The organism is Candidatus Methylomicrobium oryzae (genome assembly GCF_016745425.1).
GTDB classification, from domain to species: domain Bacteria; phylum Pseudomonadota; class Gammaproteobacteria; order Methylococcales; family Methylomonadaceae; genus Methylomicrobium; species Methylomicrobium oryzae.
Genome location: NZ_JAERVK010000014.1, coordinates 15,930 through 29,141 on the forward strand (window position 1 = coordinate 15,930; position 13,212 = coordinate 29,141).

Below are 13,212 nucleotides of genomic sequence, written 5' to 3' on the forward strand. Positions count from 1 at the left end.
CGCACTCGGCAATTGCTCCTGCATTGCTCTACCTCCTGCATCCCTGCAGTCGAGCGTGCCCTACGTTAGAGATCGAAGTCCTGCTTGAAACGGTGGATCATCCGCCGCTGCTTTTTGTTCGGCCGCTGGTCAGGGCCGTTGTTGGGCATCAGCGCGCGCATTTCGCGTTCGTCGATGATCTGCTGTTGGCGTTTGGCGTGGCTTTCGGGATCTTCTTCGTAGAGCAGCGCCGCTTCCTTGGCGGGCCGACGTTGCGCGGAGAGCGCCACGATCGTGATTTCCCAGTGCAGGTTGTCCTTGGTGATGGATAGGCGCATGCCCGGCTTCACTTCCTTGCCGGGTTTCACACGCTGTTCGTTGACGTGCACCTTGCCGCCCGCGATCGCTTCCTGGGCCAAATTGCGCGTCTTGAAAAAACGCGCGGCCCAGAGCCATTTATCGAGGCGGAGCGAGTCGAGTTCGGCGGGCAATTACTGCACCATGTGTTTTTTCAGCTCTTTCGGCAGCGAAAAGACGACTTTTTCCTCGATACCGGGTAATTCGGTGGTGGTCGAGCCGCCCCATTGCTTCAGCTGGCTGATCACTTCCTGCACCAGTACTTCCGGAGCAGAGGCGCCGGCGGTCACACCGACGACTTCGATACCGTCGAACCATTCCCGTTGCATGTCCCTGGCGGTATCGATCAGGTAGGCCTGTTTGCCGAGCTGTTCGGCGATTTCGCGCAGGCGGTTCGAGTTCGAGCTATTCGGCGAGCCGACGACCAGGATCACGTCGGCTTTTTTGGCCAGATTCTGAACCGCGTCCTGGCGGTTTTGCGTCGCGTAGCAGATATCGTCCTTTTTCTGTTCCTTGATGCCGGTGAAGCGCGCTTTCAAGGCGTCGACCATCACCTTCGTATCGGTCATCGACAGAGTGGTCTGTGTTACATAGGCCAGATTGTCCGGGTTGTTCACCTGCAGGTTCGCGACGTCTTCCGGCGTTTCGACCAGATAAATGCCGCCGTTCTCGGTGCACTTTTCGTATTGGCCCATCGTGCCTTCGACTTCCGGATGGCCGGCATGGCCGATCAGGATCACTTCGCGGTCCGATTTGGCATGCTTGGCGACCTGGATATGCACTTTGGTAACCAAAGGGCAGGTCGCATCGAAAACGGTCAGCTGCCGTTCTTCGGCTTCCTTCTGCACCAGCTTGGAAACGCCGTGGGCGCTGAAGATCAGATACGAGCCGACCGGTACTTCTTTCAAATCTTCGATGAAGACCGCGCCTTTCGCTTTCAATCCGTCGACGACAGTGCGGTTGTGCACGACTTCGTGGCGCACATAAATCGGCGCGCCGAAGGTTTCGAGCGCCTGGTCGACGATTTCGATGGCCCGGTCGACGCCGGCGCAGAATCCGCGAGGGTTAGCGAGTACGATTTGCATATCTTGACTTCTATAGTGGGGAAATATCCGCTTATTTTAACTCAACATTTTGTCCGAGACGACGATTCCGTCATGATCGGCATAGATAAAATGATCTTTTTTAAAGTGGACGCCGGCAAAAAAGACCGGCAGATCGCGGTCGCCGAAGTTTTTTTGATGGCTTTGCAGCGGGTGCGCATGCAGTGCGCGGATGCCGAGCGGCAGTTCGATCAGCTCTGCGGTATCGCGGACGCAACCGTAAACCACCAGTCCCTGCCAGCCGTTAGCGACCGCCAGTTTGGCCAGTTCGGCGTCGATCAGCGCGCAGCGGTGCGACCCGCCGCCATCGACCACCAGCACGCGGCCGTCCGCTTTTTCCTGCAGGATGGTTTTGATCTGTCCATGGTCTTCGAAAACTTTCAAGGTCGTGATGCGGCCCCAGAATACCGGCTTCGCTCCGTACGGCTTGAACAGCGGTTCGGCGATATGAAATTGCACATCGTGGGAGTGGGCATCGCAGAGGCGGGCGGTGGTAAAAGTCATCGGATCGGTTTCCCAAACAGTCGGTTTCAAAGCGGCGCCATCAAGAAGAGTCATAAAACGCTTCCCGAAATTCCTTATGAATCGTTCCACGCCTCGCACCTTTAGCGCGTTAAAATGGGAACGTTATGCGGCTATTTTATAGTCTATTAAAGGTTTTCAGGCAACTTGAGGATTATCCGATGTGGATCGTTTTGTTTATCGTCGCCCTGCTGTTCGTCCTGGGCAGCGCCTTAATTCTGCTGCGCTCGGCGAAGATTCCTAAAATTTCCGACAAGGTGAAGCCGCAGCCCTATCGGAACGATGACGACAGCGGCTGGTAAGGGGGGCGCTACTGCGACCTGAGGGTAAAGGTCACCGGGCCGTCGTTGACTAGCGCCACCTGCATGTCGGCGCCAAAGCGGCCGAATTGTACGGAAGGATAGACGTTCAGTGCCAGATCCTGCAGATAGCCGAACAGCTTCTTGCCGTGCTCCGGCGGTGCGGCGGAGGTAAAGCTGGGACGGTTGCCTTTTTGCGTATCGGCGGCCAGCGTGAATTGCGGCACCAGCAGCAGGCCGCCGTCGATGTCCTTCAGGCTCAGGTTCATTTTGCCGGCCTCGTCCGGAAAAATCCGGTAATTCAGAATCCGTTCGAGCAGGCGCTCGGCCTGTTTTTCTCCATCCTCCTTTTCGACCGCAACCAGCGCCATGATGCCGGTCTCGATTTTGCCGATGATTTGATTGTCGACTGCGACATGGGCGGTCGCAACGCGCTGGATGATCGTGATCATGAATTACTTAAGTTTGTAGGAATAATCGTGTCTGAGGACAGAAAGGTTGTCGGTGGGCAGATTATAAAGGTAAATCCAGGCTTTCAACGCGCACCCTTGGAAACGGACCGCCTGCAGCGAGCGGATGAATTCGTTCGGCTCGGGGAACTCCTCGCCGAATTCTTCGTAGCGGTCGAGCAGGGGCAGCATCGCAGCGGGATCGTTAAGCCGATAGAGATCGCCCCGGACCCGGTGCGCGGGATCGCCGGACGGCACCGCGCCGGGGTACGCGTCGAGGTCGAACAGCCGGCCGCTAAAATAGGCGAAACCGAGCCATTCGGCATTTTCAGCCAACAGCCGGGCTAGCGGATGGCTGCTTTCGCGGCGAAGCGTACCGTAAACGAATAATAAGTCGTTAATCAAAGCATTCCGACGGTTAGGCTAAAATAAGGGGATTGAAATTCTCTTCGGGTCAACACGGTTTGGCCGGTCTTTTTCGCCTTTTAAGGAAATCCATGCGGCGTATCGTCTCGCTATTATTGTTATGTCTGGCCTATTGGGTCAACGCGGAAATCTACGGCTGGCAGGACGGCGCCGGCAACAAACATTACTCCGACCGTCCGGCTGCGGCGGCGAAAGTACTCGACGTCAAACCGGGGTACGGCTTCTACCGGGTCAAAAAAGTGTTCGACGGCGACACGCTGATGCTCGAAGACGGCCGCAAGGTCAGGCTGCTCGGTGTGAATACTCCAGAGATCGAACATCGCAATCAACCGGAACAGGCGGGCGGCGAGGAAGCGAAACGCTGGCTCGCCGCCAAGCTGCAAAACCGCAAAGTGCGCCTGGAGATGGATGCCGAAGCGACCGACAAATATGGTCGAACGCTGGCGCATGTGTTTACCGATCAGAAGGAGCATATCAATCTGCAGTTGGTCGAGCAGGGGCTGGCGGCGGTGAATATCTATCCGCCGAATCTGCTGTATGTCGACCGGCTGGTCGATGCCGAACGCCGCGCCGAGCAGGCACGGCTGGGAATTTGGCATAGGCTGGAATACGCGCCGATTCCGGCCGAGCACTTGCCGGCTTCGGGCCATCCGGGTTGGACCCGGGTGACCGGCCGAGTTGCCGCTTTGCGCAGCAGCCGGAAATTCGTCTATCTGAAATTTTCCGACAAGTTCGAAGCCCGGATCGAAAAGAAGGGATTACCGATGTTCCCGGATTTAAGCCGTTACCAGGGCCGATCGGTCGAGGTACGCGGCTGGCTGAACAAATACAAGGGGGGCTATTCGATGCTGATCCGCCACCCGAGCGCGATCGTGGGCGATTCCCGCAGTTGATTCAGGCGATCGATCGCCAAAGCTCCCGGTATTTCGGTCGAACAGGTTCTGCAAACCCCTTGATAACTTTATTCCTGTTTAGGATGTGGTAAAAAATAACTTCCCGAAATGCCGCCTGATCGTTCCCACGCAGAGTGTGGGAACGATCAGGGATAGCTATTATCGACCGAATCCTTAACAAGTAGTCCGGGTTGCTTTGCGCCTTATCCGGGCTACTTGCAGTTGATGCGTCATTATTTCCTATTTCCAGCCTGCATTTGCCTGCTGTATGACATAGGCCGCTACATTTTTAATCTGTTCCTCTGACAGGCTTTTGCCAAATGCCGGCATAGGAGGGATACCGTTGGTAACCAGCGTAACGATTGCCGCTTCAGAGTCCCTCTGATTGCTTTTTAAATCGTTTAGGCTTAACGTTTTGGCCGGATTCATGATATTTTTTCCGCCGGCATGGCACGCGGTACAATTTTTGGAAAATACTTCCGTCCCCGCGGACGCATCGGCCGCCTGAGCAGGGCTCATGAAATTTAAGGTAAGCACACTTAAAACAAGTAAAAGAGATGAACGTGACATATTTATTCTCCAAAAATGACTTGTATTGGGTGAGATTAACAGAACGCCCCTTCATCTTACTCTAAAAAGAGCCAGTCAGGGAATGTACCGTTTATTTTATTGAGGCCATTGGGGGAACACGCTTCGCTATCCCGTCCTTTGCGGGCTGCTTACTGGCCGGCGTCGACAAATCCAACCAGGAGCCGGATATCGGGAAAGCCAAAGCCATTTTGAATACGCTGGAGAACCAGCGATGAGCGAAATCCTTCCCCCCTTTCGATATCGCCAAACATTCTGGAAACCGACGACGATCTTCGGGAGTTTCTGCGCAAAACCGTCATGACCGCCGATACCTCCTAAGCTTTGCAAGTCGCGAAAATATCAAGTTTGGCATTATAAACGTTTGTTTTAACGTTCATTAGCCCTAACAGCGAATGAAACAGATTCTCGTGGCTATAGGAGGTGTCCTTATGCTGGTACAAACAAGCGCTATCAATTTTATTGTGAGCAATGAAATCCTTTGAAAACCAGGTGATTAATGGCACATGCTTTTGCTCATCGGGGGCGACGAAATACGGCAACCCGTGCAGATAAACATTGTTTTCTCCTAAGGACTCGCCATGATCGGAAACATACAATAAGGCTGTGTCATATTGAGCCGCGTTTTTCTTTAAAAACTGAATCACTTTTTCCAGAAAAAAGTCCGTATAAACGATCGTATTGTCGTAGGCATTGATCACTTCCTGCCGGCTGCAGTCATTTAGATTGGCTTGATGGCATTCAGGGCTGAAAACTTTAAATTTTGGCGGGTGCCGCAAATGATAACCGGGGCCATGGCTGCCTTTTTGATGTAACACAATCATGCCGTTGCTTGTCAATGTATCGACATAAGCTTGCAGACGATACAGCAACACCTCATCGTAACATTCCTCGGCTCTGCACAGATCCGGCAGTTTCAAATGCGACAAGTCTTCACTGCTAACCCGCTTACATACGTTTTTACAGCCATCATTGTTATTGCGCCATAACACTTTAATGCCTGCATGGCTTAATACATCCAACACGTTCTCCGTATATTCGGCTTTGGCCGGATCGTAGTTTTCCCGGCTAAAGCCCGAGAACATGCATGGGACAGAAGCCGCGGTAGCCGTGCCGCAGGAGTGTACATTCGTAAAACTGAACACTGACTCCCGACTCAAATAAGGATTGGTGGGACGGGGATAACCATCCAAGGCAAAGTTGGCCGCTCTGGCGGTTTCTCCCAGCACCAAAACCGTTAAGCGTTTTTTGCCGGCATGCTTCGGATCGTCAGCCAGCTTGGCATCCATGCCGACCGGAATCAGGGTGTGCTGGCCCCTTAATTTGTGTTTGAGAATAGAAACTGAAGAATCAACCAGATTGACCGGGTTGATTAAGTAACGCAGTTGCCGATTGTTTCTGTAAATCGAGGTGTAGTCGCCATAAAAAAAATAACACAAGCCGATGATAAGTCCGCTGCATATCAGCAAAGTGCCGAAATTACTGAATAATTGCCGAAGCGCCGGTTTATAGATCAGGCGCATGCGGGCAATAAAAGCGGCCGGAATGCCGCCGAAAATCAACAGATGAAAAAACATCTGCCGGGTCAGCAGCTCGGCCACTTCTCCGGCATTGGTTTCCAGCGCGTTTTGTACCATGCCCTTGTCAATAAGCACACCATAAGCGAGCGTGAAATAGTCAATGGCTGCAGCGGCCAATAGAAACAAGACAAGAACGGTTTTAAGCAGATATTTGAAGCGGAATAAACTGAAAAACAGCGTCAAAAGCAGCATCAGCACCAGAAAAAAAGGGGTGTAGAACACGAGGCTCTCAACCGAAACACCGCCTTTGATTTTGAACAATTCTCGCCACAATGCCGTATTGTTAAAGAGAATTAAAAATATAGAACTGGAGAGAATAGGATCAGGTAGAGCCAAACGTTTGAGTTGTTGCATGAACTATAAATAGGCCATTGAAAATTACGTTTATTTATATGCAGCGCAATTTACGCCGACTCTACCGCTTACGCATTCGGGCCATACAGGGGGCTATGGATGCTCTTCTCTGTGTGGCTCGTTTTACTGCTACGGTAGCGTACAGGCGCCGTCACCACCGTCGCGAACGTAATAGTCGATGGATAAGCTGCCGTTAGCCGCTGAGATGACATTGTCGCCGGCGCCCAGAAAGACGGGGGTATGGGGGCGGCTTGCGCTTAGCTGTGTAAGCGGTACGCCATTGGCGGAAACATTGAGCAGGTAACCGCCATTATCAAACAGGTTTACATACGGTTGCGCCAGACCGGTGGCCGGATTCAAAGCACAACCTGGCGTCACCGTAGCGTAGGATTTACCGCTGGCGGCATATTCCAATGTGCCGTCGGCGTTGAATGTATTGCCGGAGGTGTCCGGAAGGGCGCATATATCGGGTTGTACGGCAAACGTATAGCTATCGGCAGTCCTTTTGCTGAGCGCTATCCTTACTGAGTTATTACCATCAGCGAGCCAGACTTGGACGGGCGGATCAGAGGCCGTGAGTGTTGCCACAGGGGTTCCGTTCAGCGACACGGTGGCAGTTGTACCCTGTTTTGGGTTAAATAGACCTGCTTCTACTACCGGCGATTGCACACCTGTGGTTGGGTTGGCGTCGCATTGCACCATGCTGGAAGCGTATGTTTTACCGCTTGCTCCGATTTGCACAGGAGCAGCCGCCCAAACTGGCGCACCTAAAATCCCGATAGCCATAAACGAGATTACTGCCGAGAAAATGATTTTTTTGCTCTTCATATGAATTTACTCTCTTTATGGAAAGTATTGATGGATCCGTGGAACCGTGGCTGCAAGCTCCGGTTTATTTCCCTATAAAAATGTAATCTATTAGGTGAAGTTAAATTCAACCTTAAAAACATGAAACTGATTTTCATTGGCAACCGGGGTGTAAAACTGCGGCCCTGGTTCCGGCTTCAAACCGTATAGGATGCTTAGGATTTGGCTCCAAATAACTTCCCGGCCCAAGACCTGCCAGATTTTAAAAACCTGGCAGGTCTACCACCCCCTACTAGGAAGTCAATATCGATCAAATCCTTATGGCGCGTTAACCATAGCCGACTGCTTTGGTTTTCTCACTCATGGTAAACTTTGGCTCGGCATTAATCCTGGAAAGACATATTTATGCGCCTCTTGTTGGTGGAAGATGATCGGGACCTGGCTCGGCTTCTTAAAAAAAATCTGGAAAAAGCCGGTTACTCCGTCGATGTGTCTCACGACGGGATCGAGGGCGAATATCTCGGCAATGAAGGCGTTTACGAATTGGCCATCCTCGATCTCGGCCTGCCGCAGCGCAACGGCATTACCGTTCTGAAAAACTGGCGTGCGCAACAAAATGACCTGCCCGTGTTGATTCTGACCGCGCGCGACGCTTGGTATGAAAAGGTGGACGGATTCAAAGCCGGCGCCGACGATTATCTGGCCAAACCCTTTCATATCGAAGAAATGCTGGTCCGAATAAACGCGCTGCTGCATCGTTTTCACCAGCTACCTGGCGGTGGTAACGTACAGGTCGGCGGCTTGATACTGGATCAGGATCGTCAGCAAGTGGTTACCGAAAACGGCAAACGGATCGACTTAACCGGCGCCGAATTCAAATTGCTGCGCTATTTTCTGCTCCACCGCGGCCAAGTGATCAGCAAATCGACGCTTAATGAACAGCTTTACGATTTCGATTCGGATAAGGACAGTAATGTGATCGAGGTTTATGTGAATCACCTGCGCCGCAAACTCGGAAAGGAGCGTTTCGAAACGCGTCGCGGACAGGGCTATATTTTTAAAGATGAATTACCATGAAATCACTGCAATTACGCCTGGCGATCGCGTTGCTGATCAGCCTACTCTGCGCAGTCTCACTGTTAGGGTGGCAAACCAAACGCCTGATCCGGCAACTGGCCGAAAATACTGTCGCCGAACATCTCGGGCACGATGCGGAAGCTATTTATACCGCTGTTTATGCGGACAGCCCGACGACAATCGCGTTGACCCATTCCGATATCGAACCTGTCTATAGCAGACTTCATTCCGGCCATTACTACTGGGTCGCAAGTGGCCAGCAAATCATCAAATCGCCCTCTTTCGGTGACGACCGTTTGACTCTGCCGACGGTCGCATTTGGAACGCGGCAGCGGCTTTACCTGGACGGCCCGCAGCACCAGCCGCTATTGGGCATGGCCTTCGGCTATCAGAAAGACGGCCGCGCGATTACGGTCGCAATTGCCGAAGACCTGTCGCCAACCTTGATCCTGATCGCCGAATTTCAAAAACGCTTTTCTATGATCGCGGTCGTCTTACTGCTGGTTTTAGTGCTTATACAAATCGCCATTTTGCGCAAAGGCTTTCGCCCTCTGGCCCGCCTTCAAAAACAGCTGAAAGCGCTGGAACGCGGCGAACGCAGCCAGATCGATACGGATGTGCCGCAGGAAATTTCCGCACTGGTCGGCGAGTTCAACCACCTATTGACCGTGCTCGATCAACGCATGCTGCGCAAGCGCAATTCACTTGCCGACCTTGCGCATGCGCTCAAAACACCGTTGACGGTACTCCAGCAACTGTCCCGAGAAGATGCCATACGGCAACATCCGGAACTCGGCGAGATTTTGAATACGCAAACAGCCCACATGCTACGCTTGATGGAACGGGTGCTGAAACGCGCACGCCTGGCCGGTTCCGGCCCGGCCGCGGCAAAATTCGACACGCATCAGGAAATTCCGGCATTGATCCAGGTGATGAAAAACATATACAGGGAAAAAAACCTGACCATCCGCTTTTCCGCCCTCCCTCTCTGCATGCTGCCGATCGACCGCGAAGATATGCTGGAACTGGCTGGCAATCTGCTCGACAACGCCTGCAAATGGGCCAAATCCTCGGTTGACATGAAGGTGGAGTGCAATGAGTCGATACACTTGATCATCGAGGACGACGGGCCGGGCGTTGAAGCCTCCGAAATTGAAAAATTAATGCAGCGCGGTTCCCGGCTGGATGAGTCGGTCAACGGTCATGGACTAGGGTTATCAATCGCCAAACTGATCGTCGAACAATACGGAGGTCAGCTTGTGTTGGGCCGTTCTAACCATTTAGGTGGATTTTACGCGGAAGCTGTTATTCAAATGTCGAATTTGGGGCAAAACAAATAAATCCCTCTATTCTCGACAGAGAATAGGAGAAAACTTTTGATTCGAGACATTTGCCGTCTCCGTTTCGGATTGAACTATGGACCTCTTGTCAGGCTGGGATTTAATAAACATGGACGGTAGTTTCAATTCAGTCGGCAACCAGGAATAAGAAAGCGTTCGACGGATACCGGCAAACGAAATATCCTATTGCTGAGTTTTATGACATATCGTTAGTGCCGCATGTTTTGGTTTGTCTGTTGTTCCTGTCGTGGAAGCAGCAAATCCTCAAGAAAAAATGCGGAAAGCTCCGAGCGTCCGGCCGTGCCGGACTTTCGGTAAATTGCACGGGCTTGGTCGCGAATGGTGCGCTCGCTGGCATTGCGCAAAGACGCAATTTCGGTATGGCTCAGTCCTTTTAAGATCAGAAAACCGACTTCCGCCTCAGCAGGGGTCAGTCGCCAGCCATCAAATTGTTTTTGAATTTGCGCCGCCAAGCCTGCAATCAGCTCGCGATTTGCCTCACGCCATTGTTGGGCCTGTTGGGTCGCCGACGCCAAATTTTGCTCAAGCAAATGAATTTTGGATTGCGCGGATTGATAATACAACCGACCAAAATAGACGAGACCTGCCAGGGAAACTACCAGAATCAGCAGTTCAACAAATAAATGCGTCCAGACGACGCCCTCTCGATAATCGCCGACCATATCCAACGTAATCAGCACAAGAACCACCGCACTGAGGGCGATCGCCCCATAGCTATACCGCTTTTTTTCGTTCATCGACTGCTCTTTATCCAAAAATACCATCTACATCCGCCGCCTATCCGTCGGATGACGGATGTGAAATGCATAAAATGCGCGCACTATATCGCTACATTTTATCTCTATCCGACAATTGAAAGGTGGACGCTTATGAAAAATGGCAAAAGAACGGTTAAGGTTTGGGATCCGCTGGTCCGTATCGGGCACTGGACTCTGGTGATTGCATTTTTTACCGCTTATCTTACCGAAGACGACTTCCTGGCCCAACATGTGTGGGCCGGTTATATCGTCAGCGCTTATGTGCTGGTTCGTCTAGTGTGGGGCGTGATCGGCAGCCGATATGCCCGCTTCAGGAGTTTTCTGTACTCGCCGGCAAAGGTCTTCGGGTATCTCAAAAATCTGCTTGCAGGGAAACCCCAGCATTACATCGGGCACAACCCGGCGGGAGGCACCATGGTCGCCGCGCTCTTGATCTGTTTGGCAGGAACTGCTGTTACCGGCATGAAACTGTACGCCGTGGAAGAAAATGCAGGACCTTTTGCCGTGGCGGCGCAGCTGATGCCGACCCATTCTTTCAGCCTTGTGGAGAATGCCAATGCCGAGGATGACGACGAAAATAAAGTTCACAAAGACCTAAATTTCGGCCACAAGGTAGATAAGCAAGCCGAAGAATTTTGGGAAGAGTGGCATGAAACATTCGCCAACCTTACCTTAGCACTGGTGTTTTTGCACATTCTTGGCGTCATCGTCTCCAGTGTCATCGATAAAGAGAAACTGGTGAAAGCCATGCTGAGCGGCAAAAAGGAAATCGACGACACTTACCGATAGACCATGAGCATAATATTCAAAACCCAAACATCTACCGCTGAAGCGGGATTATTGACAGTCGAGCGGGAAAACATGTAAGTTGACCCGGTCTGTATAATCACCTGTTTAGGCCGCTATGCCGATTTTCCTTGAACCTTCCCGGAATGCGGAACAGACTCGGTGGCTTCAAGAGGCAATCGATTGGCAACGAGGCAGTTGGAGCCTGATTCTTCCGGCTCACTTTGACGCTTATGTGCGGATATATCCACTGTTGAGGTCGGGGGACGCCGGGTTAAGTGGCGTAATCTACTCCCGGATTTAGGGCATAGCTGGCGCGAAGATATCGATGGCCGGGAGCTGTTTGATTCAGTTCGAGATACCAATCCGAGAAAATGCGACGAGGGCTCGCTCTCACTCGATACGGCCGTGGAACTCGCCCACTGCCTGGGACCTGTTTCATCCTCGAAGTGGTATTTTGCTTATTGGCATGGCTTCGGCAATCTGATCGAAGGAATCGATCAAGGTTGCATTTTCGAATTGCCTTTCAGAGAGTATTTCTTACACGAAGGCGGTGCGGAATGCCTCGCGCTTTCGGCAGCGACCTATCCCTGGTATCAATCTGCCAACATTGTTTGGCCGGCCGATTAGCGCTGGTGTCTGGCTATGGAAATTGATTTTTTTACGGCGTATATAGGCTGCTCAAGCTCGGTAGCGGATTTGCTCCTGTCGAACCAACGAATCGAGTGCTTTTTAGCTGGTCGCATTCATTGCTAGCCATCTCATCGGGATAACCTTGCCTCGATCGGCAGAAACTGGCCAAACTGGGTGTTCAGAATCTAACCGGTTTTGCTTAAGGATAACGCGCTCTGTTTTTGATGGGCAATACTGCATGAACGATGAGGCTTGCGTTCAATTTCTGCAATGGGCATTGTCTAAGATGCACTTGCGCTGGGCCCGGTGTTCGCCGAGCCAGAACGCAGCTCTGCAAACGGATCGGCCGGCGTATTACCGCATTAGGCCTTACCGATGCGGCGGCTTATCGGGAGTATTTGCGCGATCACGCCGCTGAGTGGCAAGTATTAATCGGTTTATGCCGTATCATGATCAGCTACCAAATTTATGTTCGAGGATAACAAATAATGGAACGTAGCATTGTTGGCTTTCACCAGGACATCGAACATCACTGGGTGGCTGAACTGGAGTGCGGGCACTTTCAGCATACCCGCCACGATCCGCCCTGGGTGAACCGCCCTTGGGTCACCACACCGGAAGGCCGTGCGTCCATGATAGGCTACAAGCTTCCGTGTAAGAAGTGTGATGCCGGGATTCCACCGGATCACTGATAGTCGCCATGCTGCCGGGTTGTTCCGAATTTCGTTTTCCCCAATCTGCAAAAAACCGCCGCCATGCGTTTACGAGCGGGATTTTTTGCTAGGCCTAAGAATGATGGGGGCGATGTGCCCAGGAGATTTTGTATAGGCAAGGGATAAGCGTTATTCCCAGGGTGGCAAATCACCGTTATAAGCGACAAACTCTTTCACTGTCGGATAAGTCACCGCAGGGCGAGATGCGCTATTTCCGGAAGACGGCGCCCGTGTTTTGGGTTTAGTGGTGGCGGCCGTAGATAATTCCGCAGTGACAGCTTCGGAATGCCATTTCGCAAACGGCGCAATGTCCAGCGTGGCGGGGATATACCATTTCTTCTGAGCCGCATCCCATCGTGCGCCGAGCGCTTTGGCGGCATCTTTCTGCGCGTAGGGCACAGCCAAATAAATTCTTGAATTTTCCATTTTATGTTGTGATAAAGAATGCCGAATTTGGTAAAAAAGAGAAGAGTAAATGATTGCTTCAATTACCGAGCGCCAACGGGCCGGTAACATACAGCAGCTTT

General features: G+C 52.0%; 17 protein-coding genes. 7 read left to right on the forward strand and 10 right to left on the reverse strand.

Annotation, left to right across the window (positions count from 1 at the left end):
* Window positions 1–65: 65 nt before the first annotated feature.
* The 3 genes from JJL52_RS15485 to rraA are packed head-to-tail and all read right to left on the reverse strand — an operon-like array spanning window position 66 to window position 1,943.
* Window positions 66–470 (reverse strand): RNA-binding S4 domain-containing protein, encoded by a 405-nt coding sequence (locus JJL52_RS15485; RefSeq protein ID WP_202053394.1) that lies wholly within the window; start codon window positions 468–470, stop codon window positions 66–68.
* Window positions 471–1,421, reverse strand: coding sequence for a 4-hydroxy-3-methylbut-2-enyl diphosphate reductase (gene ispH, locus JJL52_RS15490; protein ID WP_202053395.1), 951 nt, complete (start codon window positions 1,419–1,421; stop codon window positions 471–473).
* 36 nt (window positions 1,422–1,457) lie between these two features.
* Window positions 1,458–1,943 (reverse strand): ribonuclease E activity regulator RraA, encoded by a 486-nt coding sequence (gene rraA, locus JJL52_RS15495; RefSeq protein WP_202053499.1) that lies wholly within the window; start codon window positions 1,941–1,943, stop codon window positions 1,458–1,460.
* Window positions 1,944–2,122: 179 nt separating this feature from the next.
* Here rraA and JJL52_RS15500 point away from each other — a divergent pair, with 179 nt between their 5' ends.
* Window positions 2,123–2,263, forward strand: a complete 141-nt coding sequence (locus tag JJL52_RS15500; RefSeq protein ID WP_202053396.1) for a hypothetical protein — start codon at window positions 2,123–2,125, stop codon at window positions 2,261–2,263.
* 8 nt (window positions 2,264–2,271) lie between these two features.
* Here JJL52_RS15500 and dtd read toward each other — a convergent pair whose 3' ends face one another.
* Window positions 2,272–2,712, reverse strand: a complete 441-nt coding sequence (dtd, locus tag JJL52_RS15505; RefSeq protein WP_202053397.1) for a D-aminoacyl-tRNA deacylase — start codon at window positions 2,710–2,712, stop codon at window positions 2,272–2,274.
* A 3-nt stretch (window positions 2,713–2,715) separates the two neighbouring features.
* Window positions 2,716–3,114, reverse strand: coding sequence for a gamma-glutamylcyclotransferase family protein (locus tag JJL52_RS15510; RefSeq protein WP_202053398.1), 399 nt, complete (start codon window positions 3,112–3,114; stop codon window positions 2,716–2,718).
* 92 nt (window positions 3,115–3,206) lie between these two features.
* Between JJL52_RS15510 and JJL52_RS15515 the strand changes: the two genes are divergently transcribed.
* Window positions 3,207–4,028, forward strand: coding sequence for a thermonuclease family protein (locus JJL52_RS15515; protein WP_202053399.1), 822 nt, complete (start codon window positions 3,207–3,209; stop codon window positions 4,026–4,028).
* Between the two features lie 240 nt (window positions 4,029–4,268).
* Here JJL52_RS15515 and JJL52_RS15520 read toward each other — a convergent pair whose 3' ends face one another.
* The 3 genes from JJL52_RS15520 to JJL52_RS15530 form a co-directional block, all read right to left on the reverse strand.
* Window positions 4,269–4,598 carry a c-type cytochrome gene (locus tag JJL52_RS15520; protein WP_236994292.1) on the reverse strand — a complete coding sequence of 110 codons (330 nt, stop codon included), beginning with the start codon at window positions 4,596–4,598 and terminating at the stop codon, window positions 4,269–4,271.
* 335 nt (window positions 4,599–4,933) lie between these two features.
* Window positions 4,934–6,550: a phosphoethanolamine transferase gene (locus JJL52_RS15525; protein WP_202053400.1), complete on the reverse strand. Its 1,617-nt coding sequence runs from the start codon at window positions 6,548–6,550 to the stop codon at window positions 4,934–4,936.
* A 129-nt stretch (window positions 6,551–6,679) separates the two neighbouring features.
* Window positions 6,680–7,378 carry a hypothetical protein gene (locus JJL52_RS15530; protein ID WP_236994293.1) on the reverse strand — a complete coding sequence of 233 codons (699 nt, stop codon included), beginning with the start codon at window positions 7,376–7,378 and terminating at the stop codon, window positions 6,680–6,682.
* 384 nt (window positions 7,379–7,762) lie between these two features.
* Between JJL52_RS15530 and JJL52_RS15535 the strand changes: the two genes are divergently transcribed.
* Window positions 7,763–8,434, forward strand: a complete 672-nt coding sequence (locus JJL52_RS15535; RefSeq protein WP_202053401.1) for a response regulator — start codon at window positions 7,763–7,765, stop codon at window positions 8,432–8,434.
* Window positions 8,431–9,774 (forward strand): ATP-binding protein, encoded by a 1,344-nt coding sequence (locus JJL52_RS15540; RefSeq protein ID WP_202053402.1) that lies wholly within the window; start codon window positions 8,431–8,433, stop codon window positions 9,772–9,774. The genes JJL52_RS15535 and JJL52_RS15540 overlap by 4 nt, the downstream gene beginning before the upstream one ends.
* A 209-nt stretch (window positions 9,775–9,983) precedes the next feature.
* On the opposite strand, the gene JJL52_RS15545 is transcribed toward JJL52_RS15540, so the two are convergent.
* Window positions 9,984–10,532 (reverse strand): helix-turn-helix transcriptional regulator, encoded by a 549-nt coding sequence (locus JJL52_RS15545; protein ID WP_202053403.1) that lies wholly within the window; start codon window positions 10,530–10,532, stop codon window positions 9,984–9,986.
* Window positions 10,533–10,664: 132 nt separating this feature from the next.
* On the opposite strand from JJL52_RS15545, the gene JJL52_RS15550 reads away from it, so the two are divergent.
* The 3 genes from JJL52_RS15550 to JJL52_RS15555 all read left to right on the forward strand — a co-directional run bounded on the left by JJL52_RS15550 (window position 10,665) and on the right by JJL52_RS15555 (window position 12,664).
* Window positions 10,665–11,342, forward strand: coding sequence for a cytochrome b/b6 domain-containing protein (locus JJL52_RS15550; RefSeq protein WP_202053404.1), 678 nt, complete (start codon window positions 10,665–10,667; stop codon window positions 11,340–11,342).
* Between the two features lie 875 nt (window positions 11,343–12,217).
* Window positions 12,218–12,454: a hypothetical protein gene (locus JJL52_RS21905; RefSeq protein WP_494545879.1), complete on the forward strand. Its 237-nt coding sequence runs from the start codon at window positions 12,218–12,220 to the stop codon at window positions 12,452–12,454.
* Window positions 12,455–12,460: 6 nt separating this feature from the next.
* Window positions 12,461–12,664, forward strand: a complete 204-nt coding sequence (locus tag JJL52_RS15555; protein ID WP_202053405.1) for a DUF3565 domain-containing protein — start codon at window positions 12,461–12,463, stop codon at window positions 12,662–12,664.
* A 150-nt stretch (window positions 12,665–12,814) separates the two neighbouring features.
* Here JJL52_RS15555 and JJL52_RS15560 read toward each other — a convergent pair whose 3' ends face one another.
* Window positions 12,815–13,201 (reverse strand): DUF5710 domain-containing protein, encoded by a 387-nt coding sequence (locus JJL52_RS15560; protein ID WP_236994294.1) that lies wholly within the window; start codon window positions 13,199–13,201, stop codon window positions 12,815–12,817.
* Between the last annotated feature and the right edge of the window lie 11 nt (window positions 13,202–13,212).

Bases quoted from the DNA above. Each gene is read 5' to 3' on its own strand.
- ispH (WP_202053395.1), bottom strand. From the start codon at position 1,421: ATGCAAATCGTACTCGCTAACCCTCGCGGATTCTGCGCCGGCGTCGAC.
- rraA (WP_202053499.1), bottom strand. From the start codon at position 1,943: ATGACTTTTACCACCGCCCGCCTCTGCGATGCCCACTCCCACGATGTG.
- JJL52_RS15500 (WP_202053396.1), top strand. From the start codon at position 2,123: ATGTGGATCGTTTTGTTTATCGTCGCCCTGCTGTTCGTCCTGGGCAGC.
- dtd (WP_202053397.1), bottom strand. From the start codon at position 2,712: ATGATCACGATCATCCAGCGCGTTGCGACCGCCCATGTCGCAGTCGAC.
- JJL52_RS15515 (WP_202053399.1), top strand. From the start codon at position 3,207: ATGCGGCGTATCGTCTCGCTATTATTGTTATGTCTGGCCTATTGGGTC.
- JJL52_RS15520 (WP_236994292.1), bottom strand. From the start codon at position 4,598: ATGTCACGTTCATCTCTTTTACTTGTTTTAAGTGTGCTTACCTTAAAT.
- JJL52_RS15525 (WP_202053400.1), bottom strand. From the start codon at position 6,550: ATGCAACAACTCAAACGTTTGGCTCTACCTGATCCTATTCTCTCCAGT.
- JJL52_RS15530 (WP_236994293.1), bottom strand. From the start codon at position 7,378: ATGAAGAGCAAAAAAATCATTTTCTCGGCAGTAATCTCGTTTATGGCT.
- JJL52_RS15535 (WP_202053401.1), top strand. From the start codon at position 7,763: ATGCGCCTCTTGTTGGTGGAAGATGATCGGGACCTGGCTCGGCTTCTT.
- JJL52_RS15540 (WP_202053402.1), top strand. From the start codon at position 8,431: ATGAAATCACTGCAATTACGCCTGGCGATCGCGTTGCTGATCAGCCTA.
- JJL52_RS15545 (WP_202053403.1), bottom strand. From the start codon at position 10,532: ATGAACGAAAAAAAGCGGTATAGCTATGGGGCGATCGCCCTCAGTGCG.
- JJL52_RS15550 (WP_202053404.1), top strand. From the start codon at position 10,665: ATGAAAAATGGCAAAAGAACGGTTAAGGTTTGGGATCCGCTGGTCCGT.
- JJL52_RS21905 (WP_494545879.1), top strand. From the start codon at position 12,218: ATGAGGCTTGCGTTCAATTTCTGCAATGGGCATTGTCTAAGATGCACT.
- JJL52_RS15555 (WP_202053405.1), top strand. From the start codon at position 12,461: ATGGAACGTAGCATTGTTGGCTTTCACCAGGACATCGAACATCACTGG.
- JJL52_RS15560 (WP_236994294.1), bottom strand. From the start codon at position 13,201: ATGTTACCGGCCCGTTGGCGCTCGGTAATTGAAGCAATCATTTACTCT.